This window comes from Paenibacillus sp. E194, assembly GCF_000935845.1.
GTDB lineage: Bacteria > Bacillota > Bacilli > Paenibacillales > Paenibacillaceae > Paenibacillus_B > Paenibacillus_B alvei_B.
Genome location: NZ_JMDX01000046.1, coordinates 1 through 23352, shown reverse-complemented (window position 1 = coordinate 23352; position 23352 = coordinate 1). Strand labels below are relative to the sequence as shown.

General features: G+C 42.9%; 24 protein-coding genes. 18 read left to right on the top strand and 6 right to left on the bottom strand.

Annotated features, from left to right (window positions below; translation table 11 throughout):
* Positions 1-148: 148 nt before the first annotated feature.
* From AZ66_RS08940 to AZ66_RS08930, 4 genes are all read left to right on the top strand, one after another.
* A complete protein-coding gene (locus AZ66_RS08940) occupies positions 149-586 on the top strand; it encodes a MarR family winged helix-turn-helix transcriptional regulator (protein WP_044354527.1) in 438 nt (145 codons plus the stop codon).
* 51 nt (positions 587-637) lie between these two features.
* On the top strand, positions 638-1855 hold the full coding sequence (locus AZ66_RS08935) for a serine hydrolase domain-containing protein (RefSeq protein WP_044354526.1): 1218 nt from the start codon (positions 638-640) through the stop codon (positions 1853-1855).
* A gap of 390 nt (positions 1856-2245) precedes the next feature.
* Positions 2246-2401, top strand: a complete 156-nt coding sequence (locus tag AZ66_RS31305; protein ID WP_155987265.1) for a hypothetical protein — start codon at positions 2246-2248, stop codon at positions 2399-2401.
* 79 nt (positions 2402-2480) lie between these two features.
* Complete coding sequence (locus AZ66_RS08930) at positions 2481-3983, top strand: malate:quinone oxidoreductase (protein ID WP_021262350.1); 1503 nt, start codon at positions 2481-2483, stop codon at positions 3981-3983.
* Between the two features lie 104 nt (positions 3984-4087).
* Here AZ66_RS08930 and AZ66_RS08925 read toward each other — a convergent pair whose 3' ends face one another.
* Positions 4088-4837, bottom strand: coding sequence for a MerR family transcriptional regulator (locus AZ66_RS08925; protein ID WP_082061509.1), 750 nt, complete (start codon positions 4835-4837; stop codon positions 4088-4090).
* A gap of 251 nt (positions 4838-5088) precedes the next feature.
* Here AZ66_RS08925 and AZ66_RS08920 point away from each other — a divergent pair, with 251 nt between their 5' ends.
* Both AZ66_RS08920 and AZ66_RS08915 read left to right on the top strand, forming a co-directional pair.
* Positions 5089-5382, top strand: coding sequence for an RNA polymerase alpha subunit C-terminal domain-containing protein (locus tag AZ66_RS08920; protein ID WP_044354525.1), 294 nt, complete (start codon positions 5089-5091; stop codon positions 5380-5382).
* A gap of 165 nt (positions 5383-5547) precedes the next feature.
* Positions 5548-6216, top strand: coding sequence for a CPBP family intramembrane glutamic endopeptidase (locus AZ66_RS08915; protein ID WP_044354524.1), 669 nt, complete (start codon positions 5548-5550; stop codon positions 6214-6216).
* 239 nt (positions 6217-6455) lie between these two features.
* On the opposite strand, the gene AZ66_RS08910 is transcribed toward AZ66_RS08915, so the two are convergent.
* The gene (locus AZ66_RS08910) at positions 6456-7088 is read right to left on the bottom strand and encodes a S41 family peptidase (RefSeq protein WP_044354523.1); all 633 of its coding nucleotides are present in this window, start codon (positions 7086-7088) and stop codon (positions 6456-6458) included.
* A gap of 68 nt (positions 7089-7156) precedes the next feature.
* Positions 7157-8113 carry a PDZ domain-containing protein gene (locus AZ66_RS31820; protein WP_044354522.1) on the bottom strand — a complete coding sequence of 319 codons (957 nt, stop codon included), beginning with the start codon at positions 8111-8113 and terminating at the stop codon, positions 7157-7159.
* Between the two features lie 262 nt (positions 8114-8375).
* On the opposite strand from AZ66_RS31820, the gene AZ66_RS31300 reads away from it, so the two are divergent.
* From AZ66_RS31300 to AZ66_RS08895, 3 genes are all read left to right on the top strand, one after another.
* The gene (locus tag AZ66_RS31300) at positions 8376-8552 is read left to right on the top strand and encodes a hypothetical protein (RefSeq protein WP_156159935.1); all 177 of its coding nucleotides are present in this window, start codon (positions 8376-8378) and stop codon (positions 8550-8552) included.
* A gap of 172 nt (positions 8553-8724) precedes the next feature.
* On the top strand, positions 8725-9111 hold the full coding sequence (locus AZ66_RS08900; protein WP_044354521.1) for a DUF4181 domain-containing protein: 387 nt from the start codon (positions 8725-8727) through the stop codon (positions 9109-9111).
* Between the two features lie 168 nt (positions 9112-9279).
* Complete coding sequence (locus AZ66_RS08895; protein WP_044354520.1) at positions 9280-10782, top strand: stalk domain-containing protein; 1503 nt, start codon at positions 9280-9282, stop codon at positions 10780-10782.
* Between the two features lie 204 nt (positions 10783-10986).
* Here AZ66_RS08895 and rluF read toward each other — a convergent pair whose 3' ends face one another.
* Positions 10987-11700, bottom strand: coding sequence for a 23S rRNA pseudouridine(2604) synthase RluF (gene rluF / locus AZ66_RS08890; RefSeq protein WP_044354518.1), 714 nt, complete (start codon positions 11698-11700; stop codon positions 10987-10989).
* Between the two features lie 338 nt (positions 11701-12038).
* Between rluF and AZ66_RS08885 the strand changes: the two genes are divergently transcribed.
* Complete coding sequence (locus AZ66_RS08885) at positions 12039-12866, top strand: MBL fold metallo-hydrolase (protein ID WP_044354517.1); 828 nt, start codon at positions 12039-12041, stop codon at positions 12864-12866.
* 217 nt (positions 12867-13083) lie between these two features.
* Positions 13084-13566: a hypothetical protein gene (locus AZ66_RS08880; protein WP_044354515.1), complete on the top strand. Its 483-nt coding sequence runs from the start codon at positions 13084-13086 to the stop codon at positions 13564-13566.
* A 155-nt stretch (positions 13567-13721) separates the two neighbouring features.
* Here AZ66_RS08880 and AZ66_RS08875 read toward each other — a convergent pair whose 3' ends face one another.
* Positions 13722-14768 (bottom strand): HAAS signaling domain-containing protein, encoded by a 1047-nt coding sequence (locus AZ66_RS08875; protein ID WP_044354514.1) that lies wholly within the window; start codon positions 14766-14768, stop codon positions 13722-13724.
* A gap of 1 nt (position 14769) precedes the next feature.
* Positions 14770-15120: a PadR family transcriptional regulator gene (locus AZ66_RS08870; protein ID WP_044354513.1), complete on the bottom strand. Its 351-nt coding sequence runs from the start codon at positions 15118-15120 to the stop codon at positions 14770-14772.
* Between the two features lie 262 nt (positions 15121-15382).
* Here AZ66_RS08870 and AZ66_RS08865 point away from each other — a divergent pair, with 262 nt between their 5' ends.
* The 7 genes from AZ66_RS08865 to AZ66_RS08835 all read left to right on the top strand — a co-directional run.
* Complete coding sequence (locus tag AZ66_RS08865; RefSeq protein ID WP_044354511.1) at positions 15383-15784, top strand: DUF6508 domain-containing protein; 402 nt, start codon at positions 15383-15385, stop codon at positions 15782-15784.
* A 230-nt stretch (positions 15785-16014) separates the two neighbouring features.
* Entirely contained in the window at positions 16015-17133 is a 1119-nt protein-coding gene (locus AZ66_RS08860; RefSeq protein ID WP_044354510.1) for an amidohydrolase/deacetylase family metallohydrolase, read from the top strand.
* Complete coding sequence (locus AZ66_RS08855) at positions 17099-18211, top strand: DgaE family pyridoxal phosphate-dependent ammonia lyase (protein ID WP_044354509.1); 1113 nt, start codon at positions 17099-17101, stop codon at positions 18209-18211. Before AZ66_RS08860 ends, AZ66_RS08855 begins: the two co-directional genes overlap by 35 nt.
* On the top strand, positions 18204-18959 hold the full coding sequence (dagF, locus tag AZ66_RS08850) for a 2-dehydro-3-deoxy-phosphogluconate aldolase (protein WP_021259804.1): 756 nt from the start codon (positions 18204-18206) through the stop codon (positions 18957-18959). The genes AZ66_RS08855 and dagF overlap by 8 nt, the downstream gene beginning before the upstream one ends.
* Positions 18952-19989, top strand: coding sequence for a sugar kinase (locus AZ66_RS08845; protein WP_442950280.1), 1038 nt, complete (start codon positions 18952-18954; stop codon positions 19987-19989). Before dagF ends, AZ66_RS08845 begins: the two co-directional genes overlap by 8 nt.
* 9 nt (positions 19990-19998) lie before the next feature.
* Positions 19999-20712 (top strand): GntR family transcriptional regulator, encoded by a 714-nt coding sequence (locus tag AZ66_RS08840; RefSeq protein WP_044354507.1) that lies wholly within the window; start codon positions 19999-20001, stop codon positions 20710-20712.
* Between the two features lie 635 nt (positions 20713-21347).
* On the top strand, positions 21348-23352 hold a 2005-nt coding region (locus AZ66_RS08835), incomplete at its 3' end, for a condensation domain-containing protein (protein ID WP_052648448.1).

Here is a 23352-nt window from a genome sequence, read left to right as displayed (position 1 = left end):
CAGTTTGAGGTTTAGTCCTATATGACAGGCAGACTCAGAGAGGGATTAAAGCTAAGCTATCACACTACAATCCATCATCAAAATTTGACTTATCGTAGTCCTTATTCTAATATATTAGGTATCTAACATATTTCAGAGGGTGAGCTGTGTGAACATCTATGAACAAGTAAAACAAATTAATGAAGCTGATTATTCCATTAACCGCTTGATTTTTAAACACTATGAACCATATTTAGCTAGCTCTATCACCACTCAGCAAGCCGTGTTGCTGGATATTGTATACGCAGCCAACAAAATAACGGTAGGTGAGATTGCTATAGAAATGAACATTAGTTCTAGTGCAGTAAGCCAGCTTATTGCGAAGATGGAGAAAAACCAGTTTATTCATCGTGCTATCAATCCTGATAATCGTCGCGAAGTTTTTATTACGCTAGGAACTAAAGGTATGGAGTACTTTGAGAAGCAAGAATATGTCGAGCGTTCAGTGGCCGATCGTTTATTTTCTAAACTAACGGATGCCGAACGTAATGAGTTAGAAAGAATTACGAATAAATTGAAACAAATTGCTGCTGAAGAGTTCATTTGAGTTCTTCACATCTAATATGTTAGATAACTAATATATTTAGGAGGCTTACTTATGTTTAACTCTATTTATTCTACGCTTGAAAAAATCCAGTTCAACGGTGCAGTTTATGTAGAAACGAGCAATAATGAAATTGTAGATGTGACAATAGGCTTTGCTGATATGAAAAATTTAGTTCCGATTACGGGGGAAACACTATTTAACATTGCTTCCTTAAGCAAAATGTACACTGCTGTGATGGTACTTCAATTAATAGAGCAGAAGGTGATTCATTTTAAAGACAACCTAACAAAATGGTTTGATACAAGTATCTTTAAAGATGTAACGATTGAAGATTTGTTGATGCATACATCTGGTATACCAGAATATACAGGCAATTCTTCAGTTGAAACTATTGAAGATATTTTACATAACAAGGAGCCTTATTTCTCACCAGGTAGCGGGTGGCTTTATACAAATACAAATTATGTTCTGCTAGCTAAAATTATCGAACAAGCAAGTCAACTATCTTATGAGGATACTTTACAAAGAATGATTGCCCAACCTCTTCAACTTCAAAACACGACAACGAAGCCAAAATTGAAACTAACTGCTGTCGGTAAGCTATTTGATTTTATAAATCAGAAATATATCCATGTAACAGACGATCTGATTTTTAAAGATATCGATAAGAAGCACGATTTTTATGGTGACGGAGGCATTTATGCCACAGCACAAGATATAGCTCGATTTGTAAAAGGGTTTCTTCAAGGTAAATTAGTATCGCTTGAAATGGTGAATCGCGCCCTTACTCCTTCACCGTTACATAGCTCATATGGTTGTGGATTTATCATTCAAGACGGTTCTATTGGTCACTCTGGTGGTTGGCCTGGCTATTCATCGCATTGCTTATGTTCTGTGACAAGCGAAGAGGTGACGATTCTCTTAACGAATGAAGAGGTAAGCCCTTTTTACGAGCAGCAAATATTAGAATTTTTAAACCAACCCAATGATAGTAAAGAACCTGATGCTCCAAAGCATCCTAATATCATGAAATTCAATAGTGCTGATAATCTCGCAGGTACTTATCAACTCGCTGATGAATATGGTACATCCTTCATAATTAAAGAGGGGATAAACTCCTATGTTATATCTTTCGATGACCAACATGATACCCATTTATTTAAAGTTGAACCTAACCTGTATTGGATTCGAAACACGATGAGTTATATCCATATTTATGAAGGAATCTTTATTGATGAGGGTGTAGAAATACCATTTCATAAACAATAGTCATCTATGAGTGTAACTTGATCATATGAAATAGGGACACACTGGAATACATCCCCAAGCCAAAGCAAGAGAAGTAATCTCAAACAAAAATCAATGACTATCCATACATTTATGTTTAAAATCAATACTAACAAATGGATTTTTTTATGTTATGATAATATTAATCCTCTAAAGGAGTCACGGCACCCCAGATATACAGCAAATGAGGAGATTCAATCATTTTGAATCTAGAGTTTAACAAAGGGGTCTCAATTGATATTCCTTTCCACTGAGAACATGGATCTTTGCTCTCAGGTTGAAGTTTTTTTGCTGTTAAGATTGCTGTTTACAAGTCGTTGGTGAGAAAAGCATATTGGGGATGATCGCTAATCCAAAATTGGTGGTACCACGATGTTATTGCGAAGAGCATTTTTCAAGTCCAAAAAAGCAGTACAGCGCAAACTAGGGGGCTCGCAGGGCGGTTATTCACTGGAATCGGAGCAAACCAAAGCAACATTCCTTGCAAGTAGTTGGGAGAAGGCCTTGGTTTTTATGCATCCCGATTGACTATCTGGATGAATGAGTCAAGCAGGCAGGTGCGCCTATATCTTTTCTACAAATACATTAGCATGTAAGGACGGTAAAAATGATCAACAGACAAACTAAAACAGACGTTATCTTGATTGGTGCCGGAATTATGAGCGCGACTTTGGGGACAATGCTGAAAGAATTAGCACCGGATTGGGAAATTACAGTTTTTGAAAAGCTCGCTAACGCAGGAGAAGAAAGCTCTAACGAATGGAATAATGCAGGAACAGGGCATGCTGCGCTGTGTGAGCTTAACTACACCGTCGAGAAGAAGGACGGATCCATAGATATTAGCAAGGCGATTAAGATTAATGAACAATTCCAGCTTTCAAAGCAATTCTGGGCTTATCTCGTAAGCAGCAAATTAATCCGTAATCCGCAGGATTTTATTATGCCTTTGCCTCATATGAGCTTAGTCCAAGGGGAAAGCAATGTCGCCTTTTTAAGAAAACGTTTTGAAGCGCTATCAAATAATCCGCTGTTTCAAGGTATGGAATTCTCCGATGATACGGCCAAACTATCGGAATGGATTCCGCTTATTATGAATGGCAGAACTACGAACGAGCCGATGGCAGCTACCAAAATTGACACCGGAACGGATGTTAACTTTGGCGCTTTAACGCGCATACTGCTTGACCATCTGAAGAGCAAAAACGTTGCGATTCAATACAAGCATAGTGTGGATGATCTGAAGCGGACGAAGGATGGCTTATGGGAGCTGAAGGTTCGAAATATGCAAAGCGGTACTGTCGAACGCCATACGGCAAAGTTTGTCTTTATCGGCGGCGGGGGTGGCAGTCTTCATTTGCTGCAAAAATCAGGAATTCCTGAAGGCAAAGGTATCGGTGGCTTCCCGGTAAGTGGATTGTTCATGGTATGCAATAATCCGGAAATAGTAGAGCAGCATCATGCCAAGGTATACGGGAAGGCTCCTGTTGGCGCTCCGCCAATGTCTGTCCCGCATCTGGATACTAGATATATTGATAACAAGAAGACATTGCTGTTCGGGCCGTTTGCTGGCTTCTCACCAAAGTTCTTGAAGACGGGCTCCATGTTCGATTTGATTACATCGGTGAAGCCGCATAATCTCTTTACGATGCTAGCAGCTGGAGCGAAGAACGTCCCATTGACAAGATACCTTATTCAACAAGTCATGTTATCCAAAGAAAAGCGCATGAAGGATTTACGGGACTTTGTTCCAGAAGCAAAAAGCGCGGATTGGGATTTGGTAGTAGCGGGTCAACGTGTGCAAGTTATTAAAGATACGTCACACGGCGGCAAAGGCACTCTTCAATTCGGCACAGAAGTAATTAGTGCTGCTGATGGATCGATTGCTGCCTTGCTTGGTGCATCTCCAGGTGCCTCAACAGCCGTTCATGTCATGCTGCAGGTCATTAAGCAATGCTTCCCGCAGTATGTGAAGGAGTGGGAGCCAAAAATCAAGCAAATGATACCTTCCTATGGTGTATCGCTTGCGGAAAACCCGGAGCTATTTAAAGAAATTCATGCGTTAACTGAACGTACGCTTGGTCTTAACAGTGAGCTTCAGCCCGTTGTGTAGACGATAAACATAATGAAGAGGCCTTAGTCCTGAGATTTACAGGATCAAGGCCTTTTTAGTAATCAAATACATCGGCTTATATGCCCATTTGTTCTGGGCATGCGTTATGGATTTGTTGTCTCGAAAGATGCTGCCGCAGCTGCGAGATAATAAGCCAAACCAGTCTGCTGACTCTCGAGCATGTTAAGATGAAAATCATCATTAAGGAAAAATCGCGTCTGTGCTGCAAAGTCTTTAGCAGACGTATTGTGCCCATGCTTATTCAAAGACGCCAGATGGTATCGAATAAGACTGGCTATTTCCTCATCGTTATGCTTGATTCCATCTCGTAAGGAATTAGCCATTTTGTTCATGAATGTCATGGCTTCAACTGCTTGTTCATTGATATTCTGAACTTCCTCTGGAGCAACCTCTAGAGAATCCATTCCGTACGATGTCTTCAAATACTCATTTTGTTCAATCAACGCTTTGTTCCACTCTTCTTCATTTGCAAACCCGATAAACATTTCCTTGTTATCCATCGTTTCACCATCCTTAATACACTCAATGGATTTACGTAATGTTTGAACAATGGTGTCCAACCTGTCTTTACGATGAAGGATTAGCTTCTCCTGCTGCGCAAGAAAAGACAATCGATCAGAATGATGTTCCATCATGTCCTTGATTTGATCTAAGGGAATATCTAATTCTCTGTAAAATAAAATCTCTTGTAGACGTTCAAGCTCTTTCGTTCCATATAACCGATATCCAGCCTCGCTTCTCTTGCTAGGCAAGAGGAGCCCAATTTTGTGATAATGATGGAGCGTTTTGATTGTAATTTTGGACATTTCGGATACTTCTTTTACGGTGTACAAACGTTTTCTTCCTCCCTTCCTTATGAAGTGTAAGGCCTTCCCTAAGAGGAGAGTCAATACGATGTCAAGACATCCTTCTCATAATGTATTGACTCCTCCCCATAACGTCAAATCCCCTCAAATGTAAGCAAATATCTTTTATCATAACGCATTCGAATGTATAATCATGGAAGATATTGTGACAACCAGCATACCGGCCTAAGATATGCGTATCATGTACAATTACAGGAATAGAAGAGGGGACAATCACTATGACCGCGTCCAATAAAACGCTAAGAACATGTAAAAGGGGACATCAATACTACAAAAGTACAGATTGTCCGACTTGTCCGGTTTGTGAGCAAGAGCGCAAGCCGCAGGAGGGATTTCTGGCGATTCTCTCAGCACCAGCTAGACGCGCATTGGAGCGCAATGGAATAACCACGTTGGCAGAGCTAGCTAAGTATAGTGAAAAAGAGATTATGCAGGTTCACGGAATGGGCCCAGCATCATTACCCAAGCTTAGAAATGCTTTGCAAGAAGCGGGCTTGTCATTCAAACCATAAACAAACGAACAGCCGAATGATGCTGATTATCCTTCAAGTTGAAAGTTGAGGCGAATATGGATGTCGCTGTGGGGTCAGATTTTACTATACGGAGTAGTAGGAGCACTACTGTACTGCGGTTTGTATGTTTGGACACCAAAGCTGGTGAACAGGGGCGTCTCTCTTTTGTTCTCGTTTTGGTTCTTTTTATGGGCACCAGTCTTTCTGTTGATGCCCATGAGTATATTGCTGTATTGGATAGATGGCGGTGTTCTATCTCTAGCATCCTTCATAGAGCGATTCCGCTTAACGCCCATTGAAAGCCAGGACTGGCTGTGGGTCATTGGAGCCGTTGTGTTCACTATTTTATGTGATCAGTTATTAGAACCGGTAGGTAAGTACTTTGCGCGCAAACGCTTCTTTGCTCCACCTCAATACCTTCCGGCGCCTTTCAATCCGCTCAAGAAGTTTTCCATACCGCCCACTGAATTTTTTCATACACCGCTGCGTCGGAATGGGAAGCTGCTTGCTTGGTTCATTCCTCTTCACTTGATTGCTATGTTCAGCGAAGAGCTAATCTGGAGAGGGTATATGCTTCCTTTGCAAATCGATCTATTCGGTTCATACGCTTGGGTCGTTAACGGATTGCTGTGGGCTTGGTTGATACATGCATGCTTAAAATGGCATTTTATCGGAATGCTTCCTGGCATGCTCATTGCACCATGGATTGCACAGTATACGGGTTCGACATGGGCTTCGTTCGCTGCACATGCAATTGGCAATGCGCCGCTCTGGATCTTGTTATGGGTTGGCGTAATGCATACGCCGACTACGAAGGTGGATAAAGGCTGCTAATGGAGGAACTTCGTATGCACAGCAGTCCAGCAGCTCAGATGCTCCAGTGTAGCAGTAACGAAGTACTGGCCCAATGTAGTCAAGAGAAGAGGGTTCGATCCTGCATTCGAAGGTTAACAGGAACTAGGTATGGTGTGGAGAGCGCGAACATGGTTAGTAACGTAGGAGCAACAGCTTCCACCCTTGGAAGACGGTTGCTCCTTCCTATGTCATCTAATTTGACCATTCAACATCTGAAGTTATTGCAGTGCTTTAATCGCATATTCCAACTCTACATCTATACCATCCACATACTTGGTCTTAAACGTTTCTTTTGTTAGCGGAATTTGAATATCTGGGGTAACGCCACCTTTTCCGCTAAAGTCGCTGTCGACTTGAATCTCATGGTTGCGGTTCAATGATCTGCCGTCTGGCACTTGAACGACATATCCCTCTGGTAGTTGAATGGTAATCGGAGCCGTGTATAAACCGAATGAGCCGTTGGTAGGCGTAAATCCAATGATTGTGACATTGGGTAGTCCTTTCAAGGCAAGTGGAATTCCTTCTCCAGAGCTGACCGTTTGACTGTTGATTAAGATGGCGATATTCCCGTTGAACGATGGTTTTGTAGGCGTGAGCGTTCTAGTTTCATTATGATTCAATTCGAATTTGTGGGTATACCTGTTATAATAGCTCGTAATTTCGTAAAAATGTTCTTCCTGTACAAAATGCCGGGCTATATCCGCTACTAATTGGTCTTCACCGCCTCTATTATCTCGAACATCAATGATCAATCCTTTCATTTGCTGATCCAGATATGCCTGCAACTTGCTGGTCAATATTTCTTCCGGACTTGTAGAGAAGAGCTCCTTCTGAAATGAATTAATCTTCAAATAGCCGTACCCGCTGCTTAATAATTGACCTTCGATGATGTCCTGTCCAGCATTGTCCCTTTGTAAAGTTAGGAAGTTGTCGTCATATGCCTGAAGTGTAACCTTTTGGGTTTCGTTTCGTTTAGATTGATAAAGGCGACTTGCACCTCTTTGCCAATTGGGGCTCGTGTCATAAGCAGACCTTGATGATGCATCTTCGCTTGCTCTGTAGCTAATGAGGTAACAATGAAGCCTGAGTTATTATAAGCTTCTTTCGCATCACGGCCATCCCAAGTCACAATCTCTGCACCGACCTTGATTCCTTTCTGTTCAGCAGCACTACCCTTAATGACCTTATTCACGAGTATCGTACCATCATCCAGCCGGATCGTGGTTATGCCGAATCCGCCTCCAATTTCAGCCTTAAGCTCTGACTTATTTTCTTTAAGTCCGACATGACCATCGGGAATGGAACTGATGTATTCCTTCAAGGTCTGGTAATAGAGAGCTTTATCCTGATTTTGCTCGGCTTTTTGGAATATTGGCTCGAACTTACTTCTGAGTGCTTCCCAATTGATTTTTTTCCAATCTCCGAACGGGTATTCCATAGACAGTCGCTCATTCATCTCCACAAATGCTTGGGAGTAACTCATATTGCTTAATTCGCTGTCAGGATTGTAACGCAGTTGCCCTGCTAGCATCAGTGCAGCTATGAGCGGGATCACCCCGACGGTACAAATCACAATTCGCCATACTCGATACTTAGGAACAAGGATGCGTCGAGAAGCCTTGAATACCTTTTTGATTGTGCAAACGAATAGCAGGAAAGTCCAGGCATAGATCAATAAGGATAGATCTGAAGTATCCCCATCTAGAATGCTTATCACTGCTCCAAGAAGGGCGATACTCGGGACAAAGTCTAACCACCTGTAATATTTCTGAATCGGTACAGCATACCAGATCAGAACAAACAAATTCAAAGCGCTAAGGATTAAATCCCAGACCGTAAACCACTTGATGGAATCAATCGTGCCGTAAAAGCTCATGAAAGCGCACCTCTCCTCATAAAATCAGTTTCTATATAATGCCATTCAGAAGCTGCTTGAACGATACATAAATTGTTCCTAAATTTTCGCACGCTCGTGAATATTGCTCTACAGTATGTCTAGCTAAACAGCAATCTTATTTTGAAATGAGCTGATACTTATTCATAAAGGAATCTTTGCATTACTGTTTTTATTAATGTTGTTAGGCATTACCGGTTGTGGAAGTAAATCCATAGTTTCTATAGAGCTAGAGTGTCAACGGTTGGAACGAGTGGAGACGTGCAGCAATTATAGCAGCAGTAATGAGCAGATCATGAAGAAGTTCGAAAGGGCGATCAATACAGCGACGAAATTGTCCGGCGCATTAAATTACGCAGCTGAATATCGGATGACCATTACTTATTCAGACCATACGATGCTAAGTACGATTTATCATTAGGTTCAGAGAGAGGAAAGAAAGGCTTATTAGTCGACCTGAATCAATCGGAAGTAGGATACGAAATAGGAAAAACCTATGCCAATCAATTGCGGGAAGTTATCAACAATTCGATAAAAAAGTGAGTATCCTTAATATGGCGGTTTTTTACGCAGCGTTGTAGAATATCAAATCGATGAAAATGAAACGAGGTGAATCTGTGAACAACTCGTCGATCATCTTATTTATCGTTATTTTTATTCAACTGCTTAGACAGATACTCAGCAGATTGATTATCGGATACGAAAAAACGGAGATTCGTGAAGAAGGCAAGAAACTACAATGGTGGGGCTTGATCCTAGTAGCGATCATCTATTTAGGTGTTTTCTTTCTTTATTATCATTACATCTATTCCAACATCATCGTACTGAAGATGTTTTGGATATCATTTTTGACGATTTCAGGAGCATTCAATTTTTTTATCGAATGGAAGTATTCCAGCAATCGAAAACAGTGTATCGTAACCGCGATCATTTTCCCTCTAGCTGCATTACTGGTTGCCATTGTTATTTATGAACCTTGATCTTGTATGTCCTATAAGCCACCCTCGCGATACCCAACATTCTCCTATTTATTTAGAAAACTTTAGGTGTTACACTAATTTGTCGATAGCGTAACGGATATTCATTATGTCTGTTCTTATCAAGTAGCTCAAGGTAACAAAATACAGTCATCAGGAGGCATGATCATCATGAAAAAACGTATTGCTGTAAGCTTACTTATTTTTATTTTTGTCCTTAGTGTGGCCCTTCCTGGACAAGCTTCGATGGAAGCGTTTAGCCAAGAACCGATTATTAAAGATGGAAATCTCGAAAAATCGATTCGTTCATGGATAGGTAAAAAAGACGATGAACCACTTACCAAGGAGGATTTAGAATCTCTCACTGTTGTATCTTTATCAGGTAAAGGAATTAAAGATCTGGAAGGATTGGAGTATGCCGTCAATATCACGGATCTAGATTTAGACATTAATGAAATTACTGATCTTACACCGCTAAAGAAACTCTCAAAGATCCATACTCTTAGCCTCAAAGCAAACAAAATTTCATCGATTGAGGAATTGTCTACTCTGAAGGAACTGAAATATCTATTAATAAGTTGGAATCAGATCACATCCCTGGATGCAGTGAAACAATTGCCTCGTCTAACTGAATTGGAAGTCGAGCACAATCAAATTTCAAACGTTCAAGCTCTCTCTAGTGCCGCAGAATTAACGTATTTGAAAATGCGCGACAATGCGATAGAAGACATATCTCCTCTCGGAAACATGAAAAAGCTAACATATCTTAATGTATCTGACAATAAAATTAAGGATTTCTCGCCGCTACGGATGCTGTCCAAAAGTCTGACGTATCTGGGGATTGATGGCGACCAGGTTACTGATCTTAAGATGCTAGAAGGATTTAATAATCTCGAAGGTCTCTCTGCTAACAACAATAGCATCGAGAGTCTTGCCCCTTTAGCGAAATTGACTAAACTGTCTACATTGGAACTCTCTTCTAATAAGGTTAAAGATTTAGAACCGTTAATCCATTTGAACAAGCTGGATTCCCTCTACTTGAATAACAACCGAGTGTGGAATTTGGAACCGTTAAGAAATTTGAAAGCCCTAAAAATCCTACAGTTGAACAGCAACCGGGTGTGGAATTTGGAGCCGATTCAAAATAATAGTTATGATTTTCATTGGGATACGGGGGCGGAGCGATACGGACTGCAGTTGAACGATAACTACTTGGACTTAAGCGAAGGAACCCCAACCTATAAAATATTTAATAAATTGAATGCGGATCATTATGGTATTAAGTCTCAGCGCAAGACTCAACGCTTGATTATCGGCAACAAGACGGCCTATTTGGGCGACAGTATCTACAATTTAACAGCAGCGCCATTCATTCAGACAGGCCGTACTTACGTACCTATTCGTTTCATTTCCGAGAAACTTGGGGCAAATGTAAATTGGAACCAGAATTCGAAAGAGGTAACGATTCAAAAAGACGGTAAAACGATTCGTTGGGTTGTGGGGAATAAGCAAGTAAAGATAAACCAACAAACCGTGATGTCCGACGCTCCTTTACTACTGAGAAATAACACCACTTTTGTTCCTGTACGCTTTGTGTCGGAGCAGCTTAATACTTCTGTTGAATATTTAGGCAGCAAAAAAATGGTCATCATATTTGAGAATAAGACCAAATAATAAAATTCAATATCAAAAGTAGGACGCATCTAAGGACATTTAGATTGCGTCCTTTTTTTAAAACTTGACGTTACAGACAGCACGGAGAATCATTATGGAGGAAATTTCTTTTGAAAAAATCGAGTTAATCTAAGACAAACGTTAAAGAAGTCCATCCTTAAGCAGAATGGACTTTCTCAAAACTTGCTGTTGGATAATTAGTTTTTACCATTCTTTTGGCTCATAATTTAAGTCTCTAAATAATTGAGTTTGCTCTTGCTTCGTTAAATCTCTCCATTGTCCAACAGGAAGGTTGGCTAAATGAATATTCATGATTCGGATTCTTTGCAGTCGGCGAACGCTGTATCCTAATGCAGTGCACATGCGGCGAATTTGGCGGTTAAGGCCCTGTGTTAAAATGATTTTAAAATCAAATTTTGATAATTGAACTACTTTACAAGGAAGTGTTTTTGTACCTAATATTTTGACACCCTCTGACATCCTCTTCAAGAATTCAGGAGTAATTGGCTTGTCTACTGTAACGATATATTCCTTTTCGTGCTTATTTTCAGCACGCAGAATTTCGTTAACAATGTCGCCATCGTTCGTAAGGAGGATTAAGCCCTCTGAATCTTTATCCAGGCGCCCAATATGAAATATGCGTAATGGATGGTTGACGAAATCAACAATATTCCCCTTTACACCTTTTTCTGTTGTACTAGTGATGCCTACAGGTTTATTTAAGGCAATATAGACATTATGCTTTGCTACTCGGTTTAGGATTGGATTTCCATCTACTCGAACGTCATCCCCAGCTTCAACTTGGCTGCCTATAGTTGCAAGTTTACCATTAATAGTAACTCTTCCATCGGTAATTAATTTATCGGCACCTCGTCTAGATGCTTTTCCAGATTCACTTATATATTTATTAATACGCATGCTGACACATCCTTAATGAGAGGATTATTTAATTAGATACTAACTATACTTTATTTTAAGGATGAATCACATACTATTATTCAGATATAATGGATAAAAATTTGTTCCAAAAGTATCCATCTTTTTTCTGCAGAAGTTATTATTAAATTTAATTAAATTTCTATTTTCTTAAATAGTTAAAAGGTTAATTTACTTATATCCTAAATAGAGAAGGCTGTATTGTTGGAAGAATAACGCTAAGAAGGAGTTTATCGATATTCCTCGAACTTTTTTAATTTAAGAGAGGATAAATTAGGGGGTTAAAGGCACGAATAATTAAGGGAAAAGGAAGGTTCATGATGATTCAATTCCAAAAAAATAATATTACTGTTTTTCAAAGTGCACTATATATGACTACCACGGGAATCATTCAAACTAATGAAGCAATCATTATGACGGATCCTAACTGGTTGCCTAACGAAATTGAAGAAATTAAGCGCTATATAAATAAAGTTAAAGGTGATAAGCAACTATATATTATTTACACACATAGCGATTTTGACCATATTATTGGGTCAGGGGCCTTTCCGGAAGCTAAGGTAATTGCATCTAAACAATTAGATGAAAATCCAAACAAAGAAGGCAGCATTCAAAAGATTAAACAATTTGATCAAGGGTACTATTTACATAGAAGCTATTCACCTGTTTATCCAACGGTAGATATTGTTGTTTCAGCGGATGGACAAAAATTAGAATTAGATTCGATAACCATGACATTTTATCTAGCACCTGGTCATACGAATGATGGTTTATTTACAGTGATCGAGCCATATGGTCTATTTTGTTCTGGAGATTACCTGTCAGATGTTGAGTTTCCGTTTATCTTTAGCAATTATGAAGACTATGTAAATACTATCAATAAAGCTGAAAATATTTTGCTAAATCATCAAATAACGACTCACATACCTGGACACGGATCGACAACACAGGATCAGGAGGAAATTCAAAAAAGGATAGACAGTTCAAAGTATTACTTAAAACAGCTTCTTCATGATAACGGAGAGTTAGAAAAATATGTAAGCAGGGAATATCCATTTTTTGAAGGAATGAAAAGCATTCATGCTGACAATAAAGAGATGGTCAAGGTGGTCAATCAAGAATTCTCAGAAGAAAATAACCTCATTTAGCCACATCACGGAGTGCCTTATCACAAAATAAGGCGAAATTTACGACGACCATTAGAACATCGTATATCTAGAGAGACATTTGTTAATACCAGTCTATGTAAACACCATTTAATAACCAGTAAATTTGCCAGTCGAAATTTTCTCTTGAATCATCATTTTTCGCATTGTATTTGATAAGTGAATTAGGAAACTAAGAAAGAGAAAACGAGGGATCAAAATGTCGTATATCGTTGATTTTAAAAATGTGTCTACGGTTGGTTTAGAATCTTCACCTGTAGCAGAAACACTTGCTGGTTTACGTGCTAACGAGGCCCGTTACTTCATGAATAAATACAAACATGAATTTACGGTTGTACCAGCTAGCGAAAGTCAGGAGAACCTTGATTACGTGAACCGAATCTTGAAAGAGGAACGTGATATTGAGTTTGCGGCCACCCCTTTAGAAACGTCGCGCTTTCAAGTGGAAAATATTCAATTCACCTACGTTTTTTATGAGGATGGTCTTGGGCTCAATGTCATGTATACGGTGGATGACCCGAAGAAGCGAGCTGTTGGATTTAAGCTTTCTGAGGGGATGGAGGTACCAAAGGAGTTAGAGGGGAAGTTTAAGTTTGCCAGACAGAAATCAAAATTGGCGGGAACAATTCGAGGCTCGTATTTTGTGATTAAAGCACAATATGAAGTAGGAAATAGCGTATAGAGCGAATAGGTATGCCGGGGAGTTCGGAAAATGATTTAGCGTTCTCACTTTCTTCACTGTCTTTGAATTCGTTATGCAGGCCATCCACACAGGATGGCCTTAAAATTTGCCTTTAAAGATGCACGATGAACCGGGGCTCTCAACAGCATGAGCTGCTATAATGACGGTTTTTGTTTTGTGATGGAAGAGGGTGATGATTTTGCTCGGTACCATGCCAAGGACTCGGTGATGATATCGAGCAATGCTAATACTACGATGGCGTTTACGAGCCATTCCTTCAACCGAGGCCAGGTCGACACAATAGATTTGAAGTCATTTCCATCGACAGGCAGAAGGTTTGAAGCGGTCAAATCTTGAATAAAATGAGGGTTCCATAGCGCTTGATCCGTGAACATGATGCATAGAAGCGTCGTGGTAATAACCGTCATCACGATATGGAAAGCCAGTAACTTGCTTGATCGATAATGCACAATCATTCGGACGATTTGCTTCATAATGGCTAATGCGGCTACGATCCACACAAGCGGCAAATAGTGTCGGAAACCATCATGGTTCAGGAACGGAACGGCCTTAAGCACGCCATCGTGGTTCCTCCATATCCCGATCAGATCAGAAAAATAGAGACAAATTACCATGACCACAATGGTAAAAAAGATGCCTAGGATGGGCCTTCTTCTTTTGATTTTCATCTTTGCGTCCGGAATCAGCGGCAAATCAGAGGGCCTCCACACTTTATTTCTGCTGTCTTTGTCTGCACTATTTTTCCGCTGCCTGTACTCCATCCAAGCGAATACAATGGTTACCCAAAAGAATCCTTGAGCAGCACTCGTAACTAAAGAGCTCAGGTAGCTTGTAACCGGTTCGAGCATCCTCGAATGTGACAGGAACGTATCGATAGTAAATACGGCGGTGAGCCCAATAACGAGCGATGCCAATACAATCTTTAGCGTAGTAAAGTAAGTGTCGATTAACATCGGGCCGATCAAGTAACGCTCGTACCCGCGATACTTCGCGGCCAGCTCATTCGGCGGTCCTAGCTCAAGCAGCACTTCTTCGACATCCTCTTTAGATGCTTGGCCAGTCGGTATGCGCTCCTCCAGCATATCCTCAATCAGACTTTGCAGTTCCCGTTGAATATCTTCTCTCTGTTGTTCAGGCAGACGCTGTGTCACCGCGTATATATATCGGTCTATTACCTCCATGCTACTCTCCTCCTCCAAGGTCACTCAAAATGTCTTCCATGCTGGCGACCAGCTTGCGCCACTCCTGGTTCAGCCCCGCATATACTTCCTTCCCGAACGGGCTGAGCTGATAGTATTTACGGGGACGCGATTCATTCGTATCCCATCTACTCTCAAGCAGCTCTTGCTTCTCCAGTCTGCGAAGCAAAGGGTATAAGGTTCCCGGATCGACAGGAATTCCTTTTTCCTCTAATAAGGATACGAGGGAATAGCCATACTGCGGTTCGGACAACTGACTGAGCACGCCAATAACAATCGTGCCTCGCCGCAGCTCGCTCAATAGACCAACTATCGTTTCTTGTACATCCGCCATATGATCAGCTCCTGGAAATTATTATACTGTGTATCGCACACTATTGTGAAGAGATCAATATCATATATTTTACATTAAAATTTTGAAAAACAGAATCGCTTGGAAAGTGGGCTACTCCTGCTGTAAATGGGGTTTGTTTTAATCTAAGTAATCTACGCGGCCATCCTTGTATCATGGCTTTCAACTTATCTTGGAGCAGGAACGTACCTCAGGAACATGGTAAAATAGCTAGAGTACTTTTTTCCAAAAGGAGGGTTGAGATTTGGATCACACACCAGTGCTAACTAGAACAGCTATCGATAGTTTAATCAGCTACCTCGATTCCTTTCAAGAGCCTGATCGGGAAGTTGGGAGTTTCATTAACGGTTACCTTTGTGAAAGTGAGGAAGTGGCTGCATTTCGGAGAGAGCTTAATGAGTGTGGGTTTCTTCTCGTATTTGATTGGCATGCATGGCTTAACGAGAATGAGATTTATAAAGACATAGCCCAAAACATAGATGAACAGATTCAGAACGCGGACATAGATACGTTGCGGAAGGTAATGACCTGTTATGTTCGCGGCGACCGATTTAATGAAGGGCTTTTCGTGTCGGTGATTCAAAACGGGATCGTTGCGAAAATATTGCAGCGAATTCAACAATTAGCGGCTCAATGGCCATCCTAAATTCTATATATCTTTCGTCTTTCATAGTGTAGTGTGAACGAGTTATGACAGGAACGTGATAACTCGTTTTTTATATCCATAAACATTATAACGTTATATTGACGTCGGTAACATGCGGTGCTACTATGAATTCAAACATTATAATGTTTGGCTTGAGTCTTGATCCTTCCAATATGAAATAAAGTTGTTAGATTGATAGCTTGTTTACTCGAAGCGAGGTGAGCAGCAGCATGAGCGAACGGATCGTCGTAAGAGGCGTAAAGTGTGTGGACGGCACAGAAATAGACATCGTAATTGAAGATGGAATTCTCTCAGCCATCACGGAAGCAGACAAGGTTCAAGGTGACCGGATATTGGATTATAGGGGTACGGATACATACGTTTCGAGCGGCTGGATTGATATGCATGTCCATGCGTTTGAAGAATTTGATCCTTATGGCGACGCTATTGATAAGATAGGTGTCGAGCAGGGAGTTGCGACCATCATTGATGCCGGAAGCTTGGGGGCAGAGCGAATAGGGGAACTGAAGGAGAAGGCAGAACAATCTGTCACGAATGTACTGGCATTCCTCAATATCTCCAAAATTGGGCTGAAGCGTATCGATGAATTATCGGATATGTCTTGGATCGATCAATCAGCGGTGAAGGAAGCGGTAGAACGATATAAAGACTTCATTGTTGGCCTCAAAGCGCGGATTAGTCGGAGTGTTGTGGTGGACAGCGGCATTGAACCGCTTCGCAAGGCACGGCAGTTTTCCGAGGACATGGGGCTTCCTGTTATGGTGCACATCGGGTCAGCACCTCCGGATATTGAAGAGATCGTTCCTTATTTGCAGCAGAAGGATATCATCACACATTATTTAAATGGTAAAGCAAATAACTTATTTGATGCGAAGGGAGAACCGCTTCACGTGTTGAAGGAAGCGGTAGCACGCGGTGTCCATCTTGATGTTGGACACGGAACGGCGAGCTTCTCCTTCAAGGTAGCGGAAGCGGCTAAGTGTCATCACATTCCCGTGGATACAATCAGCTCAGACATTTATCGCGGTAATCGGCAGAACGGTCCTGTTTACAGCTTGGCGCATGTGCTGTCGAAGTTCTTGTACTTAGGGTATACGCTCGAAGAAGTGATCGGCGGCGTGACGACACGTGCTGCGGAATGGTTAGGCAAGCCGGAGCTTGGTCGCATTCAAGTAGGGGATCGCGCTAACTTGACGCTGTTCGAAGTACGCAATGAGCCAATTGAACTCATCGATTCAGAAGGCGATGTCCGTATCGGGCATCAACATATCGTAACCAAGGGAGTGTTTGCAAATGGCGAGTACATTGCATGTAAAGTACGGACTTAAGCGCGTCATTAATGCTAGCGGACGCATGAGTATTCTCGGCGTATCGGCCGTGTCCGATACGGTAATGGAAGCGATGAAGATCGGCGGACAGAGCTATGTGGAAATTGCCGACCTCGTCGATAAAGCAGGCCATTATGTTGCAGGACTCATCGATTCCGAAGCAGCCGTTATTGTCAACTCAGCATCCAGTGGGATTGCATTGTCTGTTGCGGGAATCGTGACACAAGGCAATCGCCGCAAGAGCCTTCGCCTGCATCAAGATCCGATTGAGAAGAACGAGATCATTATTTTAAAAGGTCATAATGTCCAATACGGTGCACCTGTCGAGACGATGGTCTACTTAGGCGGCGGGAAACTCGTGGAGGTTGGGTATGCGAACGAAGGCAAGGCCGAGCATATCGAGGATGCCATTCATGAGAACACCGCGGCAATTCTCTATGTGAAATCCCACCATGCTGTGCAAAAAAACATGATATCCGTTGAGGAAGCTTGGGAAGTCGCGCAGCGTAATGGGGTGCCGCTAATCGTCGATGCGGCTGCGGAAGAAGATTTGCACAAGTATGTGCAGGTATCTGACCTTGCGATCTATAGCGGCTCCAAAGCTATTGAGGGTCCAACGACAGGCATAGTGGCGGGCAAACGTCAAGCCATCGAATGGGTGAAGGTACAGCTTCACGGGATCGGGCGCAGCATGAAGGTAGGCAAAGAATCCGTGTTCGGACTACTGCAGGCTTTGGACGAATATATGGTGAAGGAAGACAAGAGCGAGCAGGAGAAGGCAGAGCTTGCCAAGCTTATGCCGCTGAATGAGCTCCAGGGTGTCACATGCACGATAGTACAGGATGAAGCGGGGCGCGCAATATACCGTGCTCGCATTCAGATCGATCCTGCTCTGGCCGGCACGACGGCGAAGAACGTTGTGAAAGGCTTGCAGGAAGGGGAGATCGCCATTTATACCCGTGACTACGGGGTTAGACAAGGATACTTCGATATCGATCCGCGTCCGCTTATGGGGGATGACATGGACGTCATTGAGTCACATATTCGCAAATTAGTGGGAGGGCCTACTCATGTCTAATATGGATAAACGGTTATACAAAGGACGCGCGGCGCTGAATGTGCTGGCAAACAGTGTGGAAAATGCAAAGGGAATTTTCGAGGCGGCAGAAGGTCACGTGCTTGTTGGCGTCCTGTCCAAAAATTATCCGACGGTTGAGTCGGCTGTAGAAGCGATGAAAGAATATGGCGCTGCGATTGACGATGCAGTTTCAATTGGACTTGGAGCTGGCGACAATCGTCAAGCGGCGGTAGTGGCAGAGATCGCGAAGCATTATGGCGGCGGTCATATCAATCAAGTATTCCCTTCGGTTGGGGCAACACGCGCGAACTTGAATGGCAAGGATAGTTGGATTAACAGCTTGGTATCGCCGACTGGGCAGGTGGGATACGTTAACATTTCGACAGGTCCCGTAAGTGCGGATCAGGCAGACAAGGCCATTGTTCCTATTAAGAGTGCAATCGCGCTTGTACGCGATATGGGTGGGAATGCATTGAAATACTTCCCGATGAACGGGCTTGCCTGCGAAGAAGAGCTTCGGGCGGTTGCGAAGGCGTGCGGTGAAGAAGGGTTCGCACTAGAGCCGACTGGCGGCATTGATCTGGATAACTTCGAAGTGATCCTGCGCATTGCACTGGAAGCAAAGGTGCCAATTGTCATTCCACATGTGTACTCTTCAATCGTGGACAAAGCAACGGGCAACACGAAGGTAGAGGATATTCGCACTTTATACGCAGTGATGAAGAAATGGGTCGAGTATTATGCCTAATATGCCTAAGCTGGGCATGAAGAAGGTAGCGGCCTTCGGCGAAGTGATGATGCGGCTGACGGTGCCTGGCGTGGAGCGATTAAGCCAAGCAAGTCAGCTGGATTACTCTTTTTCGGGTACAGGCGTCAACGTGAGCTCGCAGCTTGCTCGCTTCGGCCATGATGCCTATTTAATATCGCGGCTGCCAGACAATCCGCTTGGCGAGGCTGCGGAGGCATATTTGCGCAAGCTAGGGATAGGCACGGCATTCATTAGCCATGGCGGCAAATACGTCGGCATGTATTTTTTAGAACAAGGATTCGGCCCCCGTCCTGGGCGCGTAACTTATACAGATCGGCTTGGAAGCAGCTTCAATACGGCGCCTGATGATGTGTATTCATACAGTGAGATTGCTGGCAGCATCGATGCGATTCACTTCTGCGGCATTGCACTCGCGATGAATGATGGTGTTCGCCAACATATGAAGGCATTAGCTGCCGCCGTCAAGGCTGCGGGGGGTACTGTCATCTTCGATTGCAACTATCGTCCTGCGCATTGGGGCGAAGAGGGCTATGTGAAGGCAAGAGCACATTATGAAGAGATGCTCAAGTTCGCGGACATTGTCATGATGAATGAGAAGGACGCAATGCTGACGCTCGGGATGGAGACGGAGAAGACGGATCGGCGCGAGCAGCTGGAGGAGTTGATTCCTCGAGTTGCGAAGCTGTATAATATTTCGGTCATAGCAGGTACTCACCGCGCTATTCACGAGAATCAGACGCATTCCTTGCAAGGCTTCATGTATAAGCAGGAATCCTTTACCTTCTCGGAACGATTAACGTTTGCGGTACATGATCGGATCGGAGCGGGGGATGCCTATACATGCGGTATTTTGCACGGAGAATTCCAAGGCTTCGCTCCAGAGCAGACGGTAGAGTTCGCCGCTGCTTCCAGCATGCTGGCACACACATTCGAGGGCGATACACCAATGGCCACGGAGCGTGAGGTACTGCGAGCGATGGTGGAGTCAGGGATAGATGTAGAAAGGTAGGCAGTAACATTGAGATTGTCACGCAACAAACGTCCCTTGTACGTACAGGTAAGAAATATTTTGCGAGAGCGCATTTTGCACGGTGTATATCCGCTTGGGACATACATCCCTTCGGAACCGCAGCTTGAAGAAGAGTTCCAAGTTAGCAAAATTACAGTACGCAACGCGATTATTGAGCTTGTGCAGGAAGGGTATGTGGAGAAAGGAAGCGGCAAGGGAACCAAGGTCATTCGCAATACTTCCGTCTCGAAGCTGTCCAAATGGAAGCGGTTCACGGAAATCCTAGTTGAAGAAGGTCACAAAATTCAGAAAAGAGTCATTCGGGCCGAGGTCATACACAATGAAGCAGGAACGATTCCATTTCATTTGTTTGGGGAACACTGCCTATGCATTGAACGGGTATATGATTTGAACGGAACGCCATATATTCACTATACCCATTATGTAAGGCTTCAGGAGGAAGAGCTCGATCTATCTGAATTGAGCGAGCAGTCGCTGTATGAATGGCTCGAAGATCAGCATATCGAGCTTGGAAAATATAAAGACGAGTTTGCTGTTGCGACTGCAACAGAGGCTGCGAGATCAATACTTGGAGTGAGTCCCGAAATGCCGCTATTGAAGCGTTCCCGCTATTCATATGACATTGGCGGGGCGTTGATTGAATATAGCGAAGGGTATTATCATACGGAACTTCACAGCTATATTGTCAATTATGATGGTTAAATCCATACATGTTCGAATCAGATGTACGTAAATTCGTAAAAGACAGAAGCCCGCTCTTCATGCAGATTTCAGTTAGATGCATAGGGGAAGAGGGACTTCTGTCTTGTTTTGTTTTAGGGGATTGTGCAGTGGGGGAATTGTGAAGAATGATTGACAAAAAACGGAGTTCATTTACAAAAAATTAAAGAATTATGCTAATTTATAGTAAATGATATTGTTAATGGCCTCAATACTGTATATAATACGTTATGGAAATCATTAACTTTCTCTACAAAAGGTGCATCTTCTTCCTCCATAGGGTTACACATGTAGAGTTTTATATGAGGAGGTGTCCAGCATCACAAGCAATGCCTAATTCGAGCCTCATAAATGTCTATATTCGTTTGTGCCTCTACACTACTTCGTCACAATTTGTCAGGAACAGGTTTTGCCCGTAATCCAACTTAGATCCCCATCACAGTTTACGATTTTTCAACAATAACCTTAATAACCACGATCATGACGAGCAATTATAACTTCATATAGCCATGTATCTTATCTCTTCTGCGGATATGATTGTGAACTCTTTTGGAACAGAATCCACGGATGATGTTTCCAGACGCTTACGAATATTTTTCGAATAGGGGAGAGTCAACGTGAACGCGAATCCTAACGAATGGTATCCTTTGACGCAAGCGCAGCGCAGAATCTGGTACACAGAAATGATGCATCCTAATACGTCGGTTACTACCGTTGCTGGAACAATGTACATACGAGGCAAGGTAGACGTTGAGATTTTGAAAATGGCGATATATCAAGTGATCATGCAGCATGATGCCTTCCGAATACGAATCGCAATGACAGACAATCAGCCGAAGCAGCAATTTGCTCCCGTAGAGCAAATCGTCCCTCACGTTGATTACTTAGAGTGGGATAATCAGATTGAAGCTGAGAGTTGGTTACAGCGGTTTAATCATATTCCTATCCATATGTTCGACCCAGCGTTATACCACTTTGTCATATTTAACGTCAATGATGAGGAAACATGGTTCAATTTGAAAATGAATCATATTGCAACGGATGGAGTCTCTTCTCATCTTATCGCTTATAAAATCATGAAGAATTATACCGCAATGGTGAGTGGCAACGCGGACACGGACGAACAAGAGAGCACTTACCTGGACTACATATTCGCGGAACGAGAGTATGAACAATCCGATCGATACGCGAAAGATAAGGCATATTGGCTGGATAAGTTCAGCACAATGCCAGAAGTGATAGGCATCAAATCTTACCCTCCTCATTCAATCGGCACAGAGGCCAGTCGGACAAGCACCACGGTTAGCGGAGAAATGTACGAGAAGCTTTACCGATTTAGCCAGCAGCACAATATCAGTCTCTTTACTCTATTTCTAGGTTCTTTATACGCATTTCTATACAAGACGACAGGGAACAACGATATTGCTGTCGGTGCCGCTTATGCGAATCGAACTTCCAGGCAAGACAAGGATGCGCTGGGCATGTTCGTAAGCACGGTAGCCGCTCGTTTGACGATTACCCCAGACCAAGACGTACTAACCTTCCTACATAACGTTGCCAAAGAGCAAAAAGCAATTTTGCGGCATCAGAAGTATCCTTACAACCAGCTTATTCTTGATTTAAGAGAACAAAATAATAGTGTTGAGATTCAGGATTTATACCGTATTTCCATCGACTATATGCCGATACGCTGGTCCAGTTACGGAGAACTAGCTGTCCGCCAACGCAGCAGCTTTTGCGGTCATGAGGTGGACGATTTTGCAGTTCACGTAGAAGATATGGTGGATGATAATCAGATTATTTTCAATATCGATTATCGCAAGCAGTTGTTCGAAGAGCATGAGGTCATTCGTATGATCGAACAAATGATGACCATCGTTGATCAGATGTTGAATAATCCGAGCCAGAGCTTGCAGCAGTTGTCCATGATCAGTGATAAGGAAGCTCAGATCATCCTGACACGCTTCAGCAACGGGAATTGGTCAACGCCGCAGCCAGTTGGACGAACGATTCACCAGTTGTTTGAGGAACAGGTCGAACGCACGCCTGATCAGGTCGCTGTCGTGTTCGGAGATCGGCACCTAACCTACAAGGAACTGAACGAACAAGCCAATTGCTTCGCTCGAACATTGCGAGCCCATGGTGTAGCAGCAGAGCAATTCGTAGGCATCATGGCAGACCGCTCGATTGAGATGGTCATCGGTATTCTTGCAATCTTGAAGGCGGGTGGAGCCTACGTTCCGATAGATCCTGAGTACCCAGAAGAACGCATCCTGTATATGCTGGAAGACTCAAATGCAAGAGTACTCGTATCGCAAAGTCATTTGCAGACGCGGGTCGGTTACACAGGAACATGGGTATTGCTTGATAATGAGAACGACTACGAATCAAGCCGCGATAACTTGGTGCCTGTCAACGAAGCACATCATTTGGCGTACGTCATCTATACATCCGGTACAACTGGCAAGCCGAAGGGCGTCATGATTGAGCATAAGCAGATTACTGCCTTGGGGGATGCATGGAAGCATGCCTATCAATTAGATGAACCGGGAATTCGGACGCTGCAATGGGCAAGCTTCTCCTTCGACGTATTTACGGGAGACATGGTGCGAGCGCTGCTGT

Coding starts and splice junctions, on each gene's coding strand:
- AZ66_RS08875 (WP_044354514.1), bottom strand. CDS start 14,768: ATGGAGGTAATAGACCGATATATATACGCGGTGACACAGCGTCTGCCT.
- AZ66_RS08930 (WP_021262350.1), top strand. CDS start 2,481: ATGATCAACAGACAAACTAAAACAGACGTTATCTTGATTGGTGCCGGA.
- AZ66_RS08845 (WP_442950280.1), top strand. CDS start 18,952: ATGCCTAATATGCCTAAGCTGGGCATGAAGAAGGTAGCGGCCTTCGGC.
- AZ66_RS08935 (WP_044354526.1), top strand. CDS start 638: ATGTTTAACTCTATTTATTCTACGCTTGAAAAAATCCAGTTCAACGGT.
- AZ66_RS08855 (WP_044354509.1), top strand. CDS start 17,099: ATGGCGAGTACATTGCATGTAAAGTACGGACTTAAGCGCGTCATTAAT.
- rluF (WP_044354518.1), bottom strand. CDS start 11,700: ATGCGTATTAATAAATATATAAGTGAATCTGGAAAAGCATCTAGACGA.
- AZ66_RS08895 (WP_044354520.1), top strand. CDS start 9,280: ATGAAAAAACGTATTGCTGTAAGCTTACTTATTTTTATTTTTGTCCTT.
- AZ66_RS08870 (WP_044354513.1), bottom strand. CDS start 15,120: ATGGCGGATGTACAAGAAACGATAGTTGGTCTATTGAGCGAGCTGCGG.
- dagF (WP_021259804.1), top strand. CDS start 18,204: ATGTCTAATATGGATAAACGGTTATACAAAGGACGCGCGGCGCTGAAT.
- AZ66_RS31305 (WP_155987265.1), top strand. CDS start 2,246: ATGTTATTGCGAAGAGCATTTTTCAAGTCCAAAAAAGCAGTACAGCGC.
- AZ66_RS08900 (WP_044354521.1), top strand. CDS start 8,725: ATGAAAATGAAACGAGGTGAATCTGTGAACAACTCGTCGATCATCTTA.
- AZ66_RS08860 (WP_044354510.1), top strand. CDS start 16,015: ATGAGCGAACGGATCGTCGTAAGAGGCGTAAAGTGTGTGGACGGCACA.
- AZ66_RS08885 (WP_044354517.1), top strand. CDS start 12,039: ATGATTCAATTCCAAAAAAATAATATTACTGTTTTTCAAAGTGCACTA.
- AZ66_RS08920 (WP_044354525.1), top strand. CDS start 5,089: ATGACCGCGTCCAATAAAACGCTAAGAACATGTAAAAGGGGACATCAA.
- AZ66_RS31820 (WP_044354522.1), bottom strand. CDS start 8,113: ATGAGCTTTTACGGCACGATTGATTCCATCAAGTGGTTTACGGTCTGG.
- AZ66_RS08880 (WP_044354515.1), top strand. CDS start 13,084: ATGTCGTATATCGTTGATTTTAAAAATGTGTCTACGGTTGGTTTAGAA.